The sequence below is a fragment of the Martelella sp. FLE1502 genome (assembly GCF_053484255.1).
Window position 1 is genome coordinate 19,563 of the sequence record NZ_JBAKFQ010000008.1, and the last position, 20,778, is coordinate 40,340.

17 protein-coding genes are annotated in these 20,778 nt (G+C 63.2%); 14 read left to right on the forward strand and 3 right to left on the reverse strand.

Annotated elements, in window-relative coordinates:
• Nucleotides 1-98 precede the first annotated feature (98 nt).
• Genes V6767_RS08950 through bglB form a run of 3 tightly spaced genes read right to left on the reverse strand, consistent with a single transcriptional unit; the run spans nucleotide 99 to nucleotide 4,524 of the window.
• Complete coding sequence (locus V6767_RS08950) at nucleotides 99-2,597, reverse strand: hypothetical protein (RefSeq protein ID WP_448473149.1); 2,499 nt, start codon at nucleotides 2,595-2,597, stop codon at nucleotides 99-101.
• Entirely contained in the window at nucleotides 2,594-3,427 is an 834-nt protein-coding gene (kduI, locus tag V6767_RS08955; protein WP_448473150.1) for a 5-dehydro-4-deoxy-D-glucuronate isomerase, read from the reverse strand. The genes V6767_RS08950 and kduI overlap by 4 nt, the downstream gene beginning before the upstream one ends.
• Nucleotides 3,421-4,524 carry a beta-galactosidase BglB gene (bglB, locus tag V6767_RS08960; protein ID WP_448473151.1) on the reverse strand — a complete coding sequence of 368 codons (1,104 nt, stop codon included), beginning with the start codon at nucleotides 4,522-4,524 and terminating at the stop codon, nucleotides 3,421-3,423. Before bglB ends, kduI begins: the two co-directional genes overlap by 7 nt.
• 96 nt (nucleotides 4,525-4,620) lie before the next feature.
• On the opposite strand from bglB, the gene V6767_RS08965 reads away from it, so the two are divergent.
• From V6767_RS08965 to V6767_RS09030, 14 genes are all read left to right on the forward strand, one after another.
• Nucleotides 4,621-5,679: a LacI family DNA-binding transcriptional regulator gene (locus V6767_RS08965; protein ID WP_448473152.1), complete on the forward strand. Its 1,059-nt coding sequence runs from the start codon at nucleotides 4,621-4,623 to the stop codon at nucleotides 5,677-5,679.
• A gap of 182 nt (nucleotides 5,680-5,861) precedes the next feature.
• Nucleotides 5,862-6,899: an NAD(P)-dependent alcohol dehydrogenase gene (locus tag V6767_RS08970; protein ID WP_448473153.1), complete on the forward strand. Its 1,038-nt coding sequence runs from the start codon at nucleotides 5,862-5,864 to the stop codon at nucleotides 6,897-6,899.
• Between the two features lie 439 nt (nucleotides 6,900-7,338).
• Nucleotides 7,339-8,223, forward strand: coding sequence for a helix-turn-helix domain-containing protein (locus V6767_RS08975; protein WP_448473154.1), 885 nt, complete (start codon nucleotides 7,339-7,341; stop codon nucleotides 8,221-8,223).
• A 96-nt stretch (nucleotides 8,224-8,319) separates the two neighbouring features.
• Complete coding sequence (locus V6767_RS08980; protein ID WP_448473155.1) at nucleotides 8,320-9,234, forward strand: ABC transporter substrate-binding protein; 915 nt, start codon at nucleotides 8,320-8,322, stop codon at nucleotides 9,232-9,234.
• A 74-nt stretch (nucleotides 9,235-9,308) separates the two neighbouring features.
• Nucleotides 9,309-10,811 (forward strand): sugar ABC transporter ATP-binding protein, encoded by a 1,503-nt coding sequence (locus tag V6767_RS08985; protein WP_448473156.1) that lies wholly within the window; start codon nucleotides 9,309-9,311, stop codon nucleotides 10,809-10,811.
• Nucleotides 10,801-11,787, forward strand: coding sequence for an ABC transporter permease (locus tag V6767_RS08990; protein ID WP_448473157.1), 987 nt, complete (start codon nucleotides 10,801-10,803; stop codon nucleotides 11,785-11,787). The genes V6767_RS08985 and V6767_RS08990 overlap by 11 nt, the downstream gene beginning before the upstream one ends.
• A 46-nt stretch (nucleotides 11,788-11,833) precedes the next feature.
• Entirely contained in the window at nucleotides 11,834-12,565 is a 732-nt protein-coding gene (locus V6767_RS08995; protein ID WP_448473158.1) for an SDR family oxidoreductase, read from the forward strand.
• Between the two features lie 18 nt (nucleotides 12,566-12,583).
• Nucleotides 12,584-14,206 (forward strand): FGGY-family carbohydrate kinase, encoded by a 1,623-nt coding sequence (locus V6767_RS09000; RefSeq protein ID WP_448473159.1) that lies wholly within the window; start codon nucleotides 12,584-12,586, stop codon nucleotides 14,204-14,206.
• Nucleotides 14,207-14,296: 90 nt separating this feature from the next.
• Entirely contained in the window at nucleotides 14,297-15,022 is a 726-nt protein-coding gene (locus tag V6767_RS09005; RefSeq protein ID WP_448473160.1) for an SDR family oxidoreductase, read from the forward strand.
• 94 nt (nucleotides 15,023-15,116) lie between these two features.
• Nucleotides 15,117-15,866, forward strand: a complete 750-nt coding sequence (locus V6767_RS09010; protein WP_448473161.1) for a GntR family transcriptional regulator — start codon at nucleotides 15,117-15,119, stop codon at nucleotides 15,864-15,866.
• A 70-nt stretch (nucleotides 15,867-15,936) separates the two neighbouring features.
• Entirely contained in the window at nucleotides 15,937-17,472 is a 1,536-nt protein-coding gene (locus V6767_RS09015) for a putative N-acetylmannosamine-6-phosphate 2-epimerase (RefSeq protein WP_448473162.1), read from the forward strand.
• Between the two features lie 36 nt (nucleotides 17,473-17,508).
• Nucleotides 17,509-18,831, forward strand: coding sequence for an extracellular solute-binding protein (locus V6767_RS09020; protein WP_448473163.1), 1,323 nt, complete (start codon nucleotides 17,509-17,511; stop codon nucleotides 18,829-18,831).
• Nucleotides 18,832-18,908: 77 nt separating this feature from the next.
• Nucleotides 18,909-19,781, forward strand: a complete 873-nt coding sequence (locus V6767_RS09025) for a carbohydrate ABC transporter permease (protein WP_448473164.1) — start codon at nucleotides 18,909-18,911, stop codon at nucleotides 19,779-19,781.
• On the forward strand, nucleotides 19,778-20,599 hold the full coding sequence (locus V6767_RS09030; protein ID WP_448473165.1) for a carbohydrate ABC transporter permease: 822 nt from the start codon (nucleotides 19,778-19,780) through the stop codon (nucleotides 20,597-20,599). Before V6767_RS09025 ends, V6767_RS09030 begins: the two co-directional genes overlap by 4 nt.
• Nucleotides 20,600-20,778 lie beyond the last annotated feature (179 nt).

A 20,778-nucleotide genomic window follows, 5' to 3' on the forward strand; every position in this document is an offset into this window, starting at 1 on the left:
CCTCTTAACCGGGCCTTCGCCCTTGCCGATCATCGGCATTTGTTGCCCACCCCACGGCAGGCGTCTCCAGAGGGCTCTCCCTGCCCTCCGGCAAAACCTTAATCCCGGAACGTCCGCGCCGCGCCCGCGATCGTCCATTCCGACGGGTCGAGCCTGCGGCCCTCCGCCTCGACGGAGCCATCGGCTCCGAAGCGGACCCTGCCATATTCAGGATCGTCGACCAGAATATCGCCATTGGCCTCGTCCACAAGACTGAGGGTTACAAAATCCTTCTCAATCTCGTTTGCCTTGTCGCGCTCGGCCATGCGCACGATCCATGTCGCCTTGCGGCCGGGCGCGCGCAGCTCGTTGCCCGCCGTCGGTCCGGTCGCGACGAGCGCCAGCCCGGCATCGACCTTCAGCAGCACGCAGCCGCCGCCGCTCACCGCCAGCGCCGTATCTCGGCCGATTCGGGCCTCGTCGAAGACGGATTGCGGGAACCAGCAATGGGTGAAATCCGGCTGCTCCTCGGCGCATTCGAAACGTGCGATCGCAAGGCTGCGATACTGGTGAACGCGCGGCAGCGTGCCCGAGCCGCCCCAATAGGATGGTCGTCCATAGCCCGAATGCAGCACCTCGCCCGGATGGTTGATCCAGATCGTTGCATCCGGATTGTCGCCGAGGCGCAGATGCAGCACCGTTTCCTGATAGCCCCACTGGTTCCAGCGATAGGCCGCGGCGGTGCCAAGCGCGTAAGACGCCGTCTTGTAGTGGTAGAGCCGTGCAAACCGGTCCTGCCCCTGGGCGAAGGTCCACTCATGGCCCTCGCTGCCGGAAACCGACGCGATAGCGGCAAGCTCTGCCGGTATTTGCAAACCGTGATCGCGCAGGCAGAGCGCCAGCTGCGGCAGAGCGTGGAAGCGCATGCCGTAATTACCGCGCCCCCAGATCATCCGAGCAATGCCGGAAAGCTCAAGCGTGCGCGAGGCCCGGAGCGTGTGCTCGTAGGACCGGCCCTGCGCGCCGGTCATGACGCCGTGATGGGCCGAGCGGGCAAGGATCTCGACAAGCCGGATGATGGCCTTGCCCGCGCGCTCGGCAATGTCACGATCGGGCGCCAGCGCATAAAGCGCGCACAGGCCCTTCAGATCGATCGGGAAATAGGGCGCGGAATTGAACTCCGCCATTTCCCATTTCTCGAAGTGATCCAGCCAGGCGCGCACGCGCGCGGCGCCGATGGCGGATTGCTCGGTGCCCGTCCGCTGCGAGCGTACGAACCGGGCCTCGGTCAGCATATGGCCGGCGAGATAGGCGGCCGTATGAAACAGCAGCGCGTGGTTTTCCGAGAAATACCACTGAACGTCGTTGCCGGGCTCATCCATCCAGTAGCGATAGTTGAGGATGGCGGCATCGACGCGGTCGCGGACCTTGGCCCCGATATCATCGCCATAGGCGGCGCGGCACCAGAGCAGCGGCACGAGGATGAAATCGGCGCAGTCATGGCAATCCTCGATCGCCGGCAGCGCGCTTTCGATCATCGCGTCGGTTTCATCGCCGCTCATGCCGATCGCGAGGCGGGCAAGCGCGCGCACCGTATCACCCTCGGCGTGGTTGGCGACTTCGCCGAGCGCTTCTGTGATGCGCTCGGGGAGGTTTTCCGGAGCCTTGCCCTGACGCGCCACATGGCAGAGCTCTACGCCGAAGACGCGCGAGACGGCGTAATCGCCGCGCGCCAGCGTAACCTTGAAATGGCGGAAATCGGCGGGCAGATCGGCGGTGTCGGCCACCGCCAGCCGCAGCGCTCCGACCGCGAGCGTGCGCTCGAAGCTCAGCGGCTTCTCGATCGACATGAAGTCGCCCTCGATCACCACCTTCGCCGTCACATCCACCGGCAGGCCGGTATCGGCAACGAGCGCCACCTCACCCTCGCCATAGACCGGCTTTTCGAAATGCATGGAGGCGAGCATGGCTTCCATCGCATCGGCGACGGGAGCCTCGACTGGAATTGGCAAGGCATGCTCGACCACCGGGCCGGACAGATAATCGAGCTGGAAATAATAACGCGCGTCGCGCTCGGCCAGATCATCAAAGACGATGCCGATGACATTGTCGCCGGCTTCAAGCTGAACCGTGAATTCCTCGATCGTTTCGAGATTGCGGCCATAGGGCGCCATGAAGCCGGTTTCGCGGCCATTGACGAACAGCACCGCGCCGCCGCAGGTGCGCAGCGCCAGCCGGGCCTCGCCGGCGGATGCGGCGCGGATCGTCGTTTCCGCGAAGGTTTTGAGTTCGGTGGCGCGGAACCAGAAGCCCGACAGGTCCACGCGCGGCGAGCCGAAGGGCAGCCATGTACGGGTAAGGTCCGGCCTTGTCTCGCCGATCACGGGCCTTTTTCCGCGCCGCTCGGCGGCAAACTGTGTCCGGCAGGGATATTCGTGCGGGATGAAGTTCTTGTGCTTGGTCAGAAAGAAGAAGGGGTCCATTTCCCCCTGCATCGGCTGGTCGGGCACGTCGTAGCGCGCCTCTTCCGTCGCCGAAAGCCGCCAGTAGACGACCGGCTGGCCCGCTGCAAGCGGACGGCGGAGCGTTCTGTCCGTCTGGTTCAATGCCGAATTCATCTGAGCTCCCTGATCGCAACCGGATCGACATCGGTATAAGCCTGGTTTTCGCCGGTCATGCCCCAGACAAAGGCATAGGGCCCGGTGCCCGCGCCCATATGGATCGACCATGCCGGCGAGATCACGATATCGCCATTGGCGACGACAAGATGGCGGGTATTGTCGGGACGGCCCATCAGGTGAAAGACGCGGTCTTCGTCATCGAGATCGAAATAGCAATAGGCCTCCATGCGCCGCTCGTGGAGATGGGGTGGCATGGTGTTCCAGATGCTGCCCGGCGCGGGATCGGTGATGCCCATCAACAGAAGGCAGGACGGTGCCACTTCCGGATGGATATACATGCGCAGTTCGCGCTTGTTGGACTTCGCCTCATCGCCCATCACCAGCGGCTTGGACTCGGCCCGCTTGATCAGGCGATGCGGAATGTCTGCGCCTGCGGGCACCGAGTTCATGTAGAACCGCGCCGGTTTGCCGGCATCCGCGCTTTCCAGGCTGACGCTCTTGGCGCCCCGGCCGATATAGAGGATATCTCGGTTGTCGAGTTCATGGCGCGCACCATCGACCGTGATCGCGCCCGGACCGCCGAGATTGGCGATGCCCATTTCGCGCGCGTCGAAAAACGATTCTGTGCCAACTTCGGCCCCATCGCCGAAGGAAAGCGCGGAGGAAGTCGGAACCGCGCCGCTGACGATCATGCGGTCGACATGGGTATAGGCAAACCGGATTTCGCCCGCTGTGAACAGGCCTTCCACCATGAATTCGTCGCGCAGCCGCGCCGTGTTCATGTTGTCGATATCGGCAGGCGAAGCGCCATAGAGCGTTTTCAGCATGCTTTGCTCATCCTTTCATTGCTGTGATGCAGGCCTTCGGCAAGACACAGGATCGCAAGCGCCTGCCCATAGCCTGTCGGCTGCACCGGAATGTCGCGGTAGAACTGCAGATCATGGCCCATGCGGGTGCCATAGGAGACGTTGGAGACCACGCCGTCATCACTGATATTTTTCATGACAGCATCGAGCGCCCGCAACCCCGCCGCCTCGCAGCCTTTCGGCCCGAGGCCCATGCGCGCGGCCTTCATCAACCCGAAGCCGAAGCCGGCCGTCGCCGAGATTTCCTCATAGGATGACGGGTCGTCGACCAGCGTGGTCCATGCGCCCGACGCCGTCTGGAACTTCAGCAGCGCCTCGATCTGGGTCTGAAGCACACCGAGAAGATAGGCCTCCACCGAAGGCGACAGGTCGCAGAGTTCGATCAGTTCGAGAATGCCGACCGTGATCCAGGCATTGCCGCGGCCCCAGAGCGCGCGGGCGAAATTGTGCCGCCCGGCAAAGGTCCAGCCGTGATACCAGAGCCCGGTTTTCGGGTCGGCGAGATAGCGGGCGTGCACCAGAAACTGGCGCTCCGCCTCGTCGACGAAGCGCCGCTCGCCCGATGCCTGACCATAGGAGGCGAGGAACAGCGCGACCATGAACAGCGTATCGTCCCACAGCTCATTGTCGTTGATCTTGTCGGAAACGTCGTGCTGGAAGCCGCCTTCCGGCGTTCGCGGCATCTCGGTCACCACCCGCTCGGCCCAGTCGCGCAACACCGCCTCGTAGCGCGGCTGACGTTCGCGCCGCCAGATTTCGCTGAGCGCCAGCATCGGCGCGGTGGTGTTGACGTTCATCTTCGGCAGGCCCGCCTCGATCCGGCGGTCGTACCAGTCTTCGAGGATTTTCAGATGCGCCGCGTCGCCGGTGTGCCGCCACAGCCGCTGCAGGCCATAAAGCCCGACGCCCTGCGGCCACTCCCAACTGTCGAAGCTGACATAATCGCCGGGCGTGCCGTCGAGATTGGGCTCATCGAAGCGTCCGTCGTGACGCAGCCCCGTCATCCCGCGCACCAGCGCCGACAAGCTGTCGGAAATCTGATTGGCCGTTATCGGCATATTTCCTCCCGTACATTCCTCAAGGCGAACTGTTCCACACAAAAAGCTGTTGCGCAATTTGCAAATTTTTTGCAGTTTTGGCGCAAACAGGAGGCATTGACGATTCACGGCAAGCGCGGCAAGCCGAACCGACGGGTCCGGCTGGAGGAAATCGCCCGCAATTGCGGGGTATCGGTATCGACCGCATCGCGGGCGCTCGCAGGCACCGGCGGGGTGAAGGACGAGTTGCGGGCGAAGATCGTCGAGACGGCGCTCGCGCTCGGCTATGTCAACCCGACATCCGCCGCCGGCCGCCGCATTATCCTCGCGACATCGAGCGTTGCGATGATCGACCACCAGCGCAACCAGTTCACCTACCACGTTCTCGACGGCCTCAACGAACGGGCCGAGGCGCTCGGCATCGAACTGGTCACCCGCGCGGTTGCGACCCCCGAGGATGAGGCGCAGCTTCTGGCCGAGGGCGAGGCGGACGCCTCCGTTGCCGGCTGCCTGTTTCTGACGCTGGATGATGCGCAGGTGCTGACCCGTTCGGGCGGATTTTCCAAGCCGATCGTGCTGATCAACGGCGATGATCCGGCCATGCGCCACTCCAGCGTGACGCCGTGCAACCGCTCCGCAGCACGGCTCGCCGCCGACCACCTTCTCGATCTCGGCCACCGCCGCATCCTGTTTTTGATGCATCCGGGCCGACGCACGATCGAGCGTCGTTTCGAGGGCTGGCGCGATGCGTTGCGCACCCGCGGGATCGCGGATATCGACGATCTCGTGGTGACGGTCGAGGACTGGCTGCCCGAACTTGCAAGCCGCGCGATCGCCGACCGGCTGGAAAAGCGCGGCGCCGATTTCACGGCCGTGCTGACCGCAGGCGACAGCCTCGCCTACGGCGCGATGCTCGCCATCCAGCAGGCCGGCTATCGCGTGCCGGAGGATTTCTCGGTGGTCGGCATGGACGATCTGCCGCTGTCGGGCTTTTCCGACCCGCCGCTAACGACGATGCATATCCCCATGCGCCACATCGGCTCCGCAGCCCTCAGCCTGCTGCTCGATGATCTCGGCGTCACCCGCCTGCCGGCGCGGCGCGTGGAGCTCGCCTGCTGGCTGGTCGAGCGCGCTTCGACAGCGCCGGTGAGAGCTGAGGGGTTAGGCCCGCTCTGAGCTGCCGCGAAGGCAATTGATACGCCGAGCAAACGACCCTGATACTTTTTTCACCGCACAGAAAATTATCAACGCTGAAACGCGCTTTTTTGTTTACGCAGCCGTTTCGAAAAGATTAGCCAAAGAGCAATCACGGGCCAAAACGGCCGCGATCCTATCAAATTTCTCACGGGAGGCATGACATGCAGGCACTGGTTCTGGAGAAGAAAGGCGAACTTTCGCTGCGCGACTTCGAGGTAGACACAGCGCTGGGCCCGCAGGATGTGCGCATCAAGACCCACACGGTCGGCATCTGCGGCTCCGATGTTCACTATTACACCCACGGCAAGATCGGCCATTTCGTGGTTCATGAACCGATGATCCTCGGCCATGAGGCCTCCGGCACCGTGATCGAGACCGGGTCGGATGTCACGCATCTGAAGGCGGGAGACCGGGTCTGCATGGAGCCGGGCATCCCGGATTTCACCTCGCGTGCGTCCAAGCTCGGCATCTACAATGTCGATCCCTCTGTGCGGTTCTGGGCAACGCCGCCGATCCATGGCTGCCTCACGCCGGAGGTGATCCACCCGGCCGCCTTCACCTACAGGCTGCCGGATACGGTGAGCTTCGCGGAAGGGGCGATGGTCGAGCCGTTCGCCATAGGCATGCAGGCCGCACTGCGCGCCCGCATCCAGCCCGGCGATATCGCCGTGGTCACCGGCGCGGGACCGATCGGCATGATGGTGGCGCTGGCGGCGCTGGCCGGCGGTTGCGCCAAGGTCATCGTCGCCGATCTTGCCCAGCCGAAGCTGGATATTATCGGCGCCTATGACGGCATCGAGACGGTCAATATCAGGAACCGCCCGGCCGCCGAGGCGGTTGCCGAAACCACCCATGGCTGGGGCGCGGATGTGGTCTTCGAATGCTCCGGCGCCGCACCCGCCATCCTCGGCGTGGACAAGCTTGCGCGCCCCGGCGGCGCGGTCGTGCTGGTCGGCATGCCGGTCGAGCCCGTTCCCGTCGATATCGTCGGCCTGCAGGCCAAGGAGCTTCGCGTCGAGACCGTGTTCCGCTATGCCAATGTCTATGACCGCGCGATCGCCCTGATCGCGTCAGGCAAGGTCGACCTGAAGCGGCTGATCTCCGATACCCTGCCCTTTGCCGACAGCATCGCCGCCTTCGACCGCGCCGTCGAGGCCCGCGAAACCGACGTCAAACTCCAGATCGTGATGCCGGATTGATCCGCCATTGGCCGGTCCCGCGGTTCGGCGGGACCGGTTTGGGGCCGAGCGCCCCCTGTTCTGATGAAAACCCGTTTCACCCCCTCAAAACTGCAAGAAAAGTATAAGCGCCGAATGGTGCTTATCGACCACGCGCCTTCCTGATTGACAATTGGCAATCAGACGTATTTCGCAGCATTTTCCTCAATTTAGCCCGAAAACTCGACCGTTTTACGCTGCGTTGCGATATGAGATTTCTGCATTGCGGCAGCCTCAGGCGTGTTCACAAACGCCGCCCTTTCAATTTCGACGCATTACCGGTCAAAAAAGTATCAGTAAATTTTCCGTGGTGATGTTGAGGCGAACCATGGCCGCAGCGTAGTGTTTCTCCACCGTTGATGCCGTGGAGGGAGCCACGACAAACGCCGCCCGACTATCGCCGACGAGGGAGGATCAGAGGATGCAACCGGATCTGGAGCTTGTACACATTCGCAAGGGTGAATCCTTCGCGGCATGGAAGCATGGCTACCCGTTCCGCACGGTTCGCTGGCACTATCACCCCGAATACGAAATTCATCTTGTCGTGGACACCTCCGGCAAGTTCTATATCGGCGACTTCATCGGCGATTTCGGTCCCGGCCAGTTGATCATGACCGGCCCCAACCTGCCGCAGAACTGGATCAGCGATATCGAGCACGACGAAACCGTCCCGCTACGCTCGCTGATCATCCAGTTTCCCGAAAAATTCATCGAGGACGCCTGCGCGGCGATGCCGGAGATGCAGGCGATCCGCCCGCTTCTGGAGCGCAGCCATCGCGGCCTGCTCTTCGACGACGCCACGAGCCGGGCCGTGCGGCCGCTGCTCGAACGGCTGATCGAAGCGCGCGGCATGCAGCGCCTGTCGCTGTTCTGGCAGATACTCGACATTCTGGCCGAGTCCGAGGATCCGGAAGTGCTGGCAAGCCTCAGCTACGAGCTCGACCTTTCCGATATCGATTCCCGCGGGGTCAATCGCGCCATCGCCCATCTGCGCGAACACCTGACGGAGCCGGTTGACGAGAGCGAACTTGCCGAACTTGTCGGGCAGAGCACGAGCGCATTTTCACGGGCCTTCAAGCGCCACACGGGCACGACGCTGGTGCGCTACAAGAACCAGTTACGCATTGATCTCGCCTGCCGGCTTCTTCTTGATTCCGAGGAGATCAAGGTCGCCGAGATCTGCTACGAGGTCGGGTTTTCGAACCTGTCCAACTTCAATCGCCACTTCCTGAAGTTCAAGGGCATGTCGCCCTCGCAGTTCAGGACGACGTTTGCGGCCAACGGGGCTCTGGCCATGGCCGACTAACCGCAGAGCAAAAATCGAAATTCAGCAATTCGGGCGACATGGTGTTGTCCGGAAACGGGCGGCCTTTGCCTGCCCTCACCAACGGGAGGACCTGATATGAATATCGTGACCAAGACACTGACCGCTGCAGCCCTTGCCGCAACGACCGCATTGCCGGCAATGGCCCAGGACAACGGCCTGAAGATCGGCATGACCTTTCAGGAGATGAACAATCCCTATTTCGTCTCGATGAAGGAAGCGCTGGATGAGGCCGCCGCAAGCCTCGGCGCCGAGGTGATCGTTACCGATGCCGGCCATGACGTCGCCAAGCAGATTTCCGATGTCGAGGACATGCTGCAGCAGAATATCGACATTCTTCTGCTGAACCCGACCGACAGCGCCGGCGTCGAATCCGCCGTCAACATGGCCAAGCAGCAGGGCGTGATCGTGGTGGCCGTGGATGCCAATGCCGCGGGCCCCGTCGACACCTTCGTCGGCTCCAAGAACCGCGATGCCGGCTATCAGTCGTGCAAATATCTCGGCGAGGCGCTCGGCGGCTCGGGCGAGGTGGCGATCCTCGACGGCATTCCGGTGATCCCGATCCTTCAGCGCGTGGAAGGCTGCAAGGCAGCGCTTGAGGAATTCGACGGGATCGAGCTGGTCGACGTCCAGAACGGCCGACAGGACCGTTCGGTGGCGCTGGGCGTGGTCGAAAACATGATCCAGTCGCACCCAGATCTCGCCGGCATCTTCTCCGTGAATGACGGCGGCGCGATGGGCGCTCTGGCAGCCATTCAGGGCTCCGGCAAGGATATCAAGCTGACCTCGGTCGATGGCGCGCCGGAAGCCGTCAAGGCGATCAGCGACGGCACGCCGTTCATCGAAACCACCGCGCAGTTCCCGCGCGACCAGGTGCGCGTCGGCCTTGCCATGGCGCTTGCCCAGAAGTGGGGCGCCCGCGTCGTGCCGGCAGAGGTTCCGATCGACGTGCGCGTGGTCGATAGCGAGAACGCAGCCGACTTCAGCTGGTAACGTCTCCTCCGGACCGCCCCCGCGTTCTTCTGGAACCGGGGGCGGGCTTCCTCTTCCATGCTCGGGAAAAGATCATGCTGGAATTGAACGGGATCAAGAAAAGCTTCGGGAAGATCGAGGTCCTGCATGGCGTGGACCTTCATGTCGAGGCCGGTGAAATCCATGCGCTTCTTGGCGAAAACGGCGCCGGCAAGTCGACGCTGATGAAGATCGTTTCCGGCATCTTCCGGCCGAGCGAGGGCACGATACGCGTCGATGGCAAGGAGCGCCATTTCGCCGATTACGACGAGGCGATCGATGCCGGCATCGGCATCGTCTTCCAGGAATTCAGTCTCATCCCCTATCTCACGGCGGTCGAGAACATGTTTCTCGCTCGCGAGATCAGCAATCGCTTCGGCCTGCTCGACCGCAAGGCCATGCATGAGCGGGCGCGTGCGATCCTGCGCCAGCTCGATGTCGACCTTCCGCTCGATGTTCCGGTCGGCAGGCTTTCGGTCGCCGAACAGCAATTCGTGGAAATCGCCAAGGCGCTGTCGCTCAACGCGCGGATCCTGGTGCTGGACGAGCCGACGGCAACGCTGACGCCATCGGAGGTCGAGCACCTGTTCAAGGTGATGCGCGAATTGCGCGGCCGTGGCGTCGCGGTGGTGTTCATATCGCATCATCTCGAGGAGATTTTCGAGATCTGCGACCGCATCACCGTGCTGCGCGACGGCGAATTCGTCGCCGCCTGTCGCGTCGCCGATGTCGATCACGACCGGCTCGTGGAAATGATGGTCGGGCGGCGCATCGAAAACAGCTTTCCGGCAAAGCCCGCGCCGAAACCGGATGCCGCCATGCGGCTGGAGGTCAAAGAGCTTCAGTTGCGCAAGGGCGGCCCGGTATCGCAGTTCGAACTGCGCGAGGGCGAAATCCTGGGCTTTGCCGGCCTTGTCGGCTCCGGCCGCACCGAAACGGCGCTCGCCATGCTCGGCGCCCATCCGGCAAGCCGCTGCAGGATGATGATCGATGGCGTGGAGACGCGCCTTTCCTCGCCCGCGGACGGTCTGGCGCGCGGCATCGGGCTTTTGCCGGAAAGCCGCAAGACCGAGGGGCTGATCACCAGCTTTTCGATCGTCCAGAACATCTCGCTCAACAATTACCGCAAGTACCGCGCGGCCCGCTTCTTCATCGACATGAAGAAGGAAATGCTCTCCACGCAGGCAGCGATGGATCAGGTGCGCGTCAAGTCGCAGGGCCCACGCGCCCGGGTCGACACGCTGTCGGGCGGCAACCAGCAGAAGGTGGTGATCGCCCGCTGGCTGAACCACGACATGAAGGTCCTGATCTTCGACGAGCCGACGCGCGGTATCGATGTCGGCGCCAAGGCCGAGATCTACCAGCTGATGCGGGAATTTTCGGCCAAGGGCTATTCCATCATCATGATCTCGTCGGAGCTTCCCGAAATCGTCGGCATGTCCGACCGGGTCTGCGTCTTCCGCCAGGGCGGCATCGTCGCCACCGTTACGGGCGAGAGCATCAACTCGGAAGAAATAATGAAGCATGCAACCACCGGGAGGGTTCAACATGTCGCATGATGCAAATGCCAATTCGGCCGAAGCGGACGACAAGGCAACCGAAAGAAACTGGAGCGCGCTGCTTCATTCGCCGTTGGTTCTGCCTCTCGCCGGGCTGATCGTCGTCTCTATCCTGATGGGGATCGCCAGCGACAATTTCTTCAGCGTGTCAAACATCTTCAACGTGCTGAGGCAGGTCTCGATCGTCGGCATTCTGGCGGTCGGCATGACCTTCGTTATTCTGACAGGCGGCATTGATCTGTCGGTCGGCGCGGTAATGGCGCTTGCCGGAACGATCGCGGCGGGCCTGATGGTCAATATGGGCATGCCCGGATGGGTGGGCCTTCTCGCCGGTCTCGGCGTTGGCATCGGCCTCGGCGTCTTCAACGGCGTGCTGGTCGCCTGGGGAAAGATGCCAGCGATCATCGTGACGCTTGCCACGATGGGCATCGCGCGCGGCCTCGGCCTTATCTATTCCGGCGGCTATCCGATCAGCGGCCTGCCTTCCTGGATCGCGTGGTTCGGCATCGGCCGGATCGGCAATGTGCCGGTTCCCGTCATCCTGATGTTCATTATCTACGCGCTTGCCTGGGTGCTGCTTCAGCGCACGCCCTTCGGCCGCCATGTCTATGCCATCGGCGGCAACGAGACGGCGGCGAGGCTGTCGGGCGTGAAAACCCAGTATGTGAAATTCGCCGTCTATGTGATTTCCGGTCTGACGGCGGCGCTTGCGGCGGTGGTGCTGACCGGGCGTCTGATGTCCGGCCAGCCCAATGCCGGCGTCGGCTTCGAGCTCGATGCGATCGCCGCCGTTGTGCTTGGGGGAACCGCGATTGCCGGCGGGCGCGGGCTGGTGCTCGGCACGCTGATCGGCGCGGTGCTTCTCGGCATCCTCAACAACGGCCTGAACCTGATGGGCATCAACCCATACCTTCAGGACGTGATCAAGGGCTTTATCATCCTGCTCGCCATATATATCGGCCGCGAGTGGCGCTGAGACGGCTTCAAAAACAACAACAAAACGCAGATTCTAGGAGAAAAGAATGTCTGTTTCGCTGGATGGCAAGATCGCCGTCATTACCGGTGCGGCCTCGGGAATCGGCCTTGCCACAACCGAGAAGCTTCTGGCCGCCGGCGCGACGGTGGTGATGGTCGACCGGAACAAGCAAGCGCTTGAGGAACTGGTCCAGCGCCTCGGCCCGAGGGCCGTTGCGCAGGTCACCGATCTCCTCGATTTCGACAGCTGCAACGCCATGGTGCCGGAGATCCTGGAGAAGGTCGATCACATCGACATTCTCTACTGCAATGCCGGCACCTATATCGGCGGCGATCTCACCGACACCGATCCGGCCACCATCGACCGCATGTTGAACCTCAACGTCAACGCGGTGATGAAGAATGTCCACGCCGTGGTTCCGCATATGAGCGAACGCAAGACCGGCGACATTATCGTCACCTGCTCGATCGCGGGCCACTTCCCGGCCTATTGGGAGCCGGTCTACACATCCTCGAAGTGGGCCATCACCTGCTTCGTGCAGACCATGCGCCGCCAGATGATCCCGCATGGCGTGCGCGTGGCGCAGGTCTCGCCCGGCCCCGTGGTTTCCGCGCTTCTCGCCGACTGGCCCGAGGAAAACCTGCGCAAGGCCAAGGAAGCCGGCGCGCTGATCGACCCGGAAGAAGTAGCCGATGCAGTGGCATACATGCTGACCCGCAAGCGCACCGTCACGATCCGTGACATGATCGTGCTGCCGACGGCGTTCGACAGGGTCTGACCGAACAGGGAGAGACGCGTGACCAGCTATTTCGTGGGCATCGATGTCGGCACCGGCTCGGCGCGAGCCGGCGTCTTCGACGCGGCGGGTAATCTGCTGACCACGGCCAAGCGCCCCATCGACATCCACCGCGCGGATGGCAGCATCGTCGAGCAATCCAGCGAACAGATCTGGCAGGCTGTTTGCCAGTCGGTCGCCGAAGCGGTCGGTTCTTCGGGCGTTGATGCCGGTGAGATTAAGGGCGTCGGCTTCGACGCCACCTGTTCGCTGGTGGTGCGCGGGCCGGACGGCCCGCTCCCGGTCGGAGATGACCCCGCGCGCGACATCATCGTCTGGATGGACCACCGGGCCCTTGAGCAGGCCGAGCGGATCAATCGCGGTCGACACGATGTCCTGCGCTACGTCGGCGGCCGCATTTCCCCTGAGATGGAAACGCCGAAACTGCTCTGGCTGAAGGAAAACCGCCCGGCGACCTTTGATGCGGCGGAGCATTTCTTCGACCTGACCGATTTCCTGACATGGAAAGCGAGCGGGGCGACGGAACGCTCCGCCTGCACGGTCACCTGCAAATGGACCTATCTTGCCCATGAAACCCGCTGGGATGCGGATTATTTCCGCCGGATCGGCCTTGAAGACCTCGCAGATGAAGACTTTGCCCGTATCGGGAAAACGGTTGTCGATCCCGGCACCCCCCTTGGCAACGGTCTGACGGCGGAAGCCGCCGGCGCCATGGGCCTTCGCGCCGGCACCGCCGTTGCCGCAGGCCTGATCGACGCCCATGCCGGCGGCATCGGCACGGTGGGCGCCAGCGGCGGGGCCGGCGACCCGAAGCGTGCCATGGCCTATGTGTTTGGCACCTCGTCCTGCACCATGACCACGACCGCCGAGCCGGCTTTCGTGCCGGGGGTATGGGGGCCGTATTATTCCGCCATGGTGCCCGGCATGTGGCTGAACGAGGGCGGGCAATCGGCCGCAGGCGCGGCGATCGATCAACTCGTTCGCCTGCATCCCCATTTCGCAGAAGCCGAAACGAAAGCGAAACAGGACGGCAAGGCCCTGCCCGCATGGCTGGCCGACCAAGCGCTGGCGCTGGTCGCCACGCCGAGCGAAGCCGTCCGCCTTGCCGACGACCTGCATGTGGTGCCGGAATTTCTCGGCAACCGCGCGCCTTTCGCCGACCCGCATGCGCGCGCCGTCATCATGGGACAGGGGATGGAGAGCGGCGCGGACAGCCTTGTGGCGCTTTACGTCGCCGGTATTTGCGGCCTCGGCTACGGGCTCAGACAGATCATCGAGACCCAGGCGGCAAATGGCGCGACCATTGACGCGATTTCCGTCAGCGGCGGCGGCGGCGCGCACCCTCTGACCCGGCAGATGCTTGCCGATGCGACAGGCTATCCGGTCGAAATCACCGCCTGCCCGGAGCCGGTTCTGCTCGGATCGGCCATGCTTGGGGCGGTTGCGGCCGGAAGCTATCCGGACCTGCAAACGGCAACGCCGGCCATGTCGCGCGTCGAAACGCGATGCCATCCGGCAGAAGGGCTCAAGCGCCGCCTGCATGACAATCGCTATCAGGCGTTTCTGACCCTGCAGCGCACCGCGCGCGAGATTCGCCAGTCGACAACGGCGCTTCTAGAATAGGCGCGATCAACCCGGAGCGAGCTCGCTCCTTATCCTGGTTTATAAACGCATCTTCGCCACAGCCCGCGAAATGCGGCAATGGAGGCCATCATGCAATTTTCCGGAAAAACCGTCATCATCACCGGCGCGGGCAAGGGGATCGGCCGCGCCTGCGCCGAGTTGATGGCCGCGCGCGGCGCCGAGGTGGTTGCCCTCAGCCGCACCATGAGCGATCTCGAAAGCCTGAAGGCGGAGATCGGCTGCCGCATCGTTCAGGTCGACCTGCAGGACCCCAAGGCCGCCCGCGCCGCCATGGCCGAGGCCGGCACGGCGGACTATCTGATCAACAGCGCCGGGATCAACGTGCTGGAAAGCACGTTCGACATGACCGACGAGGGCTATGAGACGGTTCTCGGCATCAATTTGCGCGCGGCCCTGATCACCTGCCAGGAATTCGCGCGGGCCCGCCGCGCGGCTGGCGGCGGCGGGGCGATCGTCAACATCTCCTCGATCGCCGGCCATCGCGGCTTTACCGAACATCTCTGCTACGCCGCCTCCAAGGCCGGCCTCGAAGGGGCGACGCGGGTGATGGCCAAGGAGCTTGGCCCGCACAATATCCGCGTCAACGCCGTCGCCCCGACGATCACGCTCACCGAACTCGCCGTCGAGGCCTGGAGCGATCCGGCCAAGAGCGAGCCGATGATGGTCCGTCACCCCCTCGGCCGGTTTGCCGAAGCCGACCACATCGCAGCCAGCATCGCGATGCTGCTGTCGGATGACTGCGCTATGGTGACCGGTGCGGTGCTACCGATCGACGGCGGTTTCCTGGCGGTGTGACAAGACAAAGCGACGCCGGCGACTTGCTGTTTGCCTTCAGGGGATAATACCAGTATAAGTCCACATTAATTTTTGGCAGCCCCCGGAACCGCCCATGGCCGCAACGGACATTATCGAGCGCGTGCGCGTAGAACTTGCTGACAGTTCAGCCGATATACCCCTATACAAGCGGCTGAAAACAGCGCTTGAGCAGGTGATCCTTTCGAACGCGTTGCATGCCGGCGAGCGGCTGCCGGGTGAGCGCATCCTGGCCGATGCGCTGGGACTTTCGCGGGTCACCGTGCGCAAGAGCTTCGCGCTGCTGCAGGAGGACGGATTGCTGAGCCGTCGTCACGGCGCGAGAACGGAGATCGCCTCCAAGGTCGAGAAGACCCTGTCGACGCTGACCAGCTTTTCGGAGGACATCCGCTCGCGCGGCATGGAACCCGGATGTATCTGGCTTTCCAAGCATATCAGCCGCCCTTCGCCAACGGAGATGATGGCGCTCGGCATCGGCGGCAGCGAGCAGATCCTGCGCATGCAACGCATCCGCACAGCTGACGGCAAGCCGCTCGCGATCGAGATCGCCAGCGTGCCCCAGCGCTATCTGCACTCGCCGGACCTCATCAAGAATTCGCTCTATGAAGCGCTGCAGGCGCGCGGCTTTCTGCCGCAACGCGCCATTCAGCGCATGCGCACGCGCGCGGCCTCGCGCGAGGACAGCGAACGGCTTGCCTGCCCACCCGCCGCACCGCTTCTGGTGACCGAGCGCCGCTGCTTCCTGGCGCAGGGCGAGGTCGTGGAATATTGCGAAACGCGTTATCGCGGCGATGTCTACGATTTCGTTTTCGAACTGCAGCGATAATACCAGTTATAAACTGGTTGCATTCTGGTCTCCATTGCGTTGCTATAGGCAAAAAGCAGCGAGGATTCCGGTGCAGCCAGACTTTCTGAAAAACAGCCTGATCGTGTCATGCCAGCCCGTGCCCGGCGGGCCGATGGACGAGCCGGTGTTCGTGGCGGGCTTTGCGATGGCGGCTGTCGCAGCCGGCGCGAGCGCGCTAAGGATCGAATCCGCCCGCTATGTCCGCGCCGTCCGCGAGAAGGTCGACGTGCCGATTATCGGCATCGTCAAGCGCGACCTTGCCGACAGCCCGGTTCGCATCACGCCGTTCCTCTCCGATGTCGAGGACCTGGCAGCCGCCGGAGCGGATATCATCGCGATCGACGCGACCAGCCGCCCCCGCCCGGAAACCCTCGCCGATCTGGTCGTCGCCGCGCGGGCGCTGGGCAAGCTCACCATGGCCGACTGCTCCTCGCTCGAGGACGCGCGCCATGCGCTGGAATGCGGCATGGATTTCGTCGGCACCACGCTGTCGGGATATGTCGGCGGCCCCGAGCCTGATGATCCGGATATCGCGTTGATCACCGAAATGGCGAGGCTCACGCCCTATGTGATTGCCGAGGGCCGCATCCGCACGCCGCAGCAGGCCGCCGATGCCGCCCGCGCCGGCGCCTTCGCGGTCACGGTCGGTTCCGCCATCACCCGCACGGAACACACCACAGCGTGGTTCCGCGATGCGCTCGCAGATGCCTACAGCGCGGCCGACGACCGGCCCGTGCTCGCGATCGATATCGGCGGCACGAAGTCGATGGCGGCGCTTGTCTCCGGCGGCAAGGTGCTTGAGCTGACCAGGGTGCCGACGGCCACCGGCGGCACGCCCGACGGCTGGCTTTCCGCCATCCACGCCGCCACAAGCGAATGGCATGGCCGCTATGGCGCTGTCGGCATTGCGGCCACGGGGCTCGTGGAGGATGGCATTTGGCAGGCGCTGAACCGGGCCACGCTCAATATTCCGGACCGCTACCCCCTGAAGGAGAAGGCCGAGGCCCTGTTCGGCGCGCCGGTCCTTGCGGTCAACGATGCCCAGGCGGCGGCCTGGGGCGAATATCTGGCGACCGGCAAGACGATGGGCTCCATCGTGTTTCTGACGATCTCGACCGGCATCGGCGGCGGCGTTGTCCGCAAGGGCGCGCTGATGACCGGACTTGCCGGACATTTCGGGCTGACGCGCAGCGCCTCCTGCGGTGCGGCGCCGCTTGAGGACCGGGTCTCCGGCAAGTTCATCGCGGCCGAAGCTGCCCGGTTGGGCCACGAAGAAGACACGCCGGCGGTGTTCAAGGCTGCCTCAAACGGTGAAGCATGGGCCGCTGATATTGTCGACGGCTCGGCCGCCAAGGTCGCGACGCTCTGTGGCGATATCAAGCTGATGTTCGATCCCGACGCCATCGTCATCGGCGGCGGCATCGGGCTCGCCGACGGCTTTCTCACCCGCGTTTCGCAGCATCTCGCCGCCCTGCCGCCGCGCCTCAAGCCGGAACTCGTCGCGGCGCGCTGCGGGGCCGAGGCCGGGTTGATCGGCGTCGCCGATCTGGCGCGCGGCACCAATCAAGGCAAGTGCATCATCTGAAGACTGAAGAAACCCAATAAGAGAAGGGAACTCGACATGATCAAGAAAACCACACTGGCGGCGATCGCCGCGCTTCTGGCCGGCACCGCCCTGCCCAATATTGCCAATGCCACCGTCACCGTGCTCGGCTGGCCAGGCGGCTCGGAAGAGGCCGCACTGCGGGCCGCGACCGAGGTCTATAACGAAACCGCCGCCGACGACGACAAGGTCGAGTTGATCTTCTTCAGCCGCGACGGCTTTTACGACAAGCTTCAGGCCGACCTCGCCGCAGGCTCCGATGCTTTCGACATCAACCTGATCGCCACCTATTCGATCGGCCGTTACGCCCCCTATATGGAGCCGATCGATCTCGGAGACGCGGCCGAAAGCGTGTTCGGCAAGGCGGTTCTGGAAACCATGCAGTATGAGGGCAAGCAGTACGGCGTGCCGACCGACCTCTCGCTGCATTTCATGTATTACCGCACCGACCTGATGGACGAGCTGCTGGGCGATGACGAGGCCAAGGCCGAATATTCGAAGATCGCCGAGGAATATCTCGGCAAGGCGATGGAACCGAAGCCCGCCGACGAATGGACATGGGACGACTGGGCGGCAACCTCGCTCTACTTCACCAAGTCCATCAACCGGGCAAGCCCGGTACGCTACGGCACCGTTCTGCAGATGAAGAACCTCCTATTCAACATGATGGTGTTCCAGTCGCTGCCGCGTTCCTATGGCGCCGACTGGCGCGATGGCGACGGCAACATCACCATCGATTCCGAGGGCTATCGCAAGGGTCTCGAACTCTACAAGACGCTCTATGATGCCGGTGCCACGCCGAAGGATTCGCTGTCCTACGAATATGCCGAAACCAATGCCGCCTTTGCCGCCGGCCAGGTGGCAACCGCGCTGCAGTGGAATGCGGCGGCAGCCGAACTGACCGACCCCGAAAAGACCCCGGCCGTCGCCGACGTCACCGGCGTGGTCGCGCCGCCGGCGGGCCCGGAAGGCCGCGCCGACCATATCCATGGCCTCGGTCTCGGCCTCAACAAGAACGCCGCGAACAAGGAAGGCGCGCTGAAATTCCTGCAATGGCTCGCCACGGAAGACGCTGCCTTGCTCTACGCCGAAAACGGCGGTTCGCCCGCGCTGATGCCCGATGTGGTCGCCAAAATCGCCGAAGAGCGGCCGGATCTGGTGGACCTCGGCAATTTCGCCAGCCAGTATGGCTACGTGATGGATGGCGGCACCTCGGCCAACGCGCTATCGATCTACGAAGTGCAGGCGCGCGAGTTCACCGGCTACTGGTCCGGCCAGCAGAGCCTTGACGAGGCGCTCGCCAACACCAAGGCCGAAATGGAAAAGCTGCTCAATCAGTAGCAAACAGGCGCATGGCGGCGATCACCTTGCCGCCATGTCTGCTCCCGGATGAACGATGAAGATCGGCGGTTAACCTCATGCAACTTGTGAAACCGGGCGAAGGACGGCTGTTCCTGTCCCCGCTCGTCATATTTCTGCTGCTGTTTCTGGGGTTTCCGGCGATCGTCAATCTTGTCTACTCTGTCTCGTCGGTCTCGTTCGAGAACCTGCGCGCGCCGGAACTCAGCGGGCTTGGAAACTATCTGGAGGTCCTGAAGGATCGCTATTTCTGGCAGGCCTCCTGGTTCTCGCTGCGCTTCGGCATCATCACGGCGCTGGCGGAATGCGTGATCGGCCTGTTCCTGGCGATCTTCCTCAATCCGCTTCTGGGCAAGCGGCCTTATCTGATGGCGCCCTTGATGCTGCCGCTGATGGTCGCCCCCGCCATGGTCGGCCTGATGTACCGCCTGGTCCTGCATGAGTTCGCCGGGCCCGTGCCCTATTATCTGTGGATGTGGTTCGGCGACAGCCCCGCCTTTCTCGACGCCAATAACGCCTTCAAGACGCTCGTCGTGATCGAAACGCTGCAGTGGACGCCATTCGCGTTCCTGCTGTTCCACACCGCCTATTCCGCGATACCGACGGATGTGCGCGAGGCCGCCTCGCTTGACGGCGCGCGCGGCTGGATGATGCTGACCCGGATCGAGCTTCCGCTGATCATGCCAACGCTGGCGATCGCCTTCTTCATCCGCTTCATCGACGGCTTCCGCGTGTTCGACAACATATACGCGCTGACCGGCGCGGGCGCGGGCGGTTCAACGACGTCGCTGTCGATCTACATCTATCAGGCCTTCTTCAAGCAGGGCGCGATCGGCAAGGCCGTCGCCGCCTCCGTCATTCTTTTCATCGCCTCGCTGATCGTGCTCTATGCCCTGACGGCGCTTGGCGGTCGCAGAAAGGGCCGGGCATGATGAAGACGCTGCGCTGGATCGTATTCGCGATCGCCGCGATCGCCATGAACTTCCCGGTGATCGTGACGCTGATCACCTCGTTCAAGAGCGCGCGCGAGATCAGCTCCAATGCCGGGCTCTGGATCAACAGCCCGACGCTTTCCAACTATATCTCGGTTCTGACCGACACGACACGGTTCAACATCTGGCTCTATCTGTTCAACAGCACCGTAGCGGCGCTGATCGGCACGCTGCTGGCGATGATCCTGACCTTCCCTGCGGCCTATGCGATTGCCCGGTCCGAGGTCGGGCGGAAGGTTCTGTTTCCGGTCGTCGTCAATCTGCGCGCCGTGCCGCTGATCATCTTCGCGATCCCGCTTTACATGATGTATCAGTGGCTCGGCCTGCTCGACACCCGGATCGGCCTCGGCCTCATCCTCACGATCGTCAACATACCGCTGGCGCTCGTCATCCTCGTCAATGCCATATCCGAAGTGCCGATCGAGCTCGATGAAGCCGCCAAGGTCGACGGCGCGTCGACGCCGCAGATCCTTCGCAAGGTGATATGGCCGGTGGTCCGCCCCGCGCTTTTGACCACCTTCATCTTCGGCTTCATCACCGCCTGGAACGAGTTCCTGTTCGGCCTGATGCTGACCACCAGCAAGGCCGTGCCGATGACCGTCGGCGCCTCGTTCTTCTTTGCCGCGAGCGGCGGGGGCGTCAACTGGGGCACGGCCTCCGCCGTCATGGTCATCGGCGCCCTGCCGCCCGCCGTGATCGGTCTATTGATGTACAAGCAGATCTTCGGCTCGATGACCAGCGGCGCGGTGAAGGGTTAGCGGGTCCTGACTGGAATCTGACGATCGTGGCGCGGAGAACGATGAGCCGCCCACTCAGGCCCGCGCCAACTTTCCTCCCACACAGCAAACAGTTTTGCTCTCCTCTCATATTGCACAGGCGGAATATTCGCGACAAAAGCAGGTTGGTAGAAGAGGAGGAACACAATGCCTAAATCTGC

Excerpts from the sequence above, each read along its gene's own strand:
- V6767_RS08950 (WP_448473149.1), bottom strand. The coding sequence starts at position 2,597 with ATGAATTCGGCATTGAACCAGACGGACAGAACGCTCCGCCGTCCGCTT.
- kduI (WP_448473150.1), bottom strand. The coding sequence starts at position 3,427 with ATGCTGAAAACGCTCTATGGCGCTTCGCCTGCCGATATCGACAACATG.
- bglB (WP_448473151.1), bottom strand. The coding sequence starts at position 4,524 with ATGCCGATAACGGCCAATCAGATTTCCGACAGCTTGTCGGCGCTGGTG.
- V6767_RS08970 (WP_448473153.1), top strand. The coding sequence starts at position 5,862 with ATGCAGGCACTGGTTCTGGAGAAGAAAGGCGAACTTTCGCTGCGCGAC.
- V6767_RS08975 (WP_448473154.1), top strand. The coding sequence starts at position 7,339 with ATGCAACCGGATCTGGAGCTTGTACACATTCGCAAGGGTGAATCCTTC.
- V6767_RS08980 (WP_448473155.1), top strand. The coding sequence starts at position 8,320 with ATGAATATCGTGACCAAGACACTGACCGCTGCAGCCCTTGCCGCAACG.
- V6767_RS08985 (WP_448473156.1), top strand. The coding sequence starts at position 9,309 with ATGCTGGAATTGAACGGGATCAAGAAAAGCTTCGGGAAGATCGAGGTC.
- V6767_RS08990 (WP_448473157.1), top strand. The coding sequence starts at position 10,801 with ATGTCGCATGATGCAAATGCCAATTCGGCCGAAGCGGACGACAAGGCA.
- V6767_RS08995 (WP_448473158.1), top strand. The coding sequence starts at position 11,834 with ATGTCTGTTTCGCTGGATGGCAAGATCGCCGTCATTACCGGTGCGGCC.
- V6767_RS09005 (WP_448473160.1), top strand. The coding sequence starts at position 14,297 with ATGCAATTTTCCGGAAAAACCGTCATCATCACCGGCGCGGGCAAGGGG.
- V6767_RS09010 (WP_448473161.1), top strand. The coding sequence starts at position 15,117 with ATGGCCGCAACGGACATTATCGAGCGCGTGCGCGTAGAACTTGCTGAC.
- V6767_RS09020 (WP_448473163.1), top strand. The coding sequence starts at position 17,509 with ATGATCAAGAAAACCACACTGGCGGCGATCGCCGCGCTTCTGGCCGGC.
- V6767_RS09025 (WP_448473164.1), top strand. The coding sequence starts at position 18,909 with ATGCAACTTGTGAAACCGGGCGAAGGACGGCTGTTCCTGTCCCCGCTC.
- V6767_RS09030 (WP_448473165.1), top strand. The coding sequence starts at position 19,778 with ATGATGAAGACGCTGCGCTGGATCGTATTCGCGATCGCCGCGATCGCC.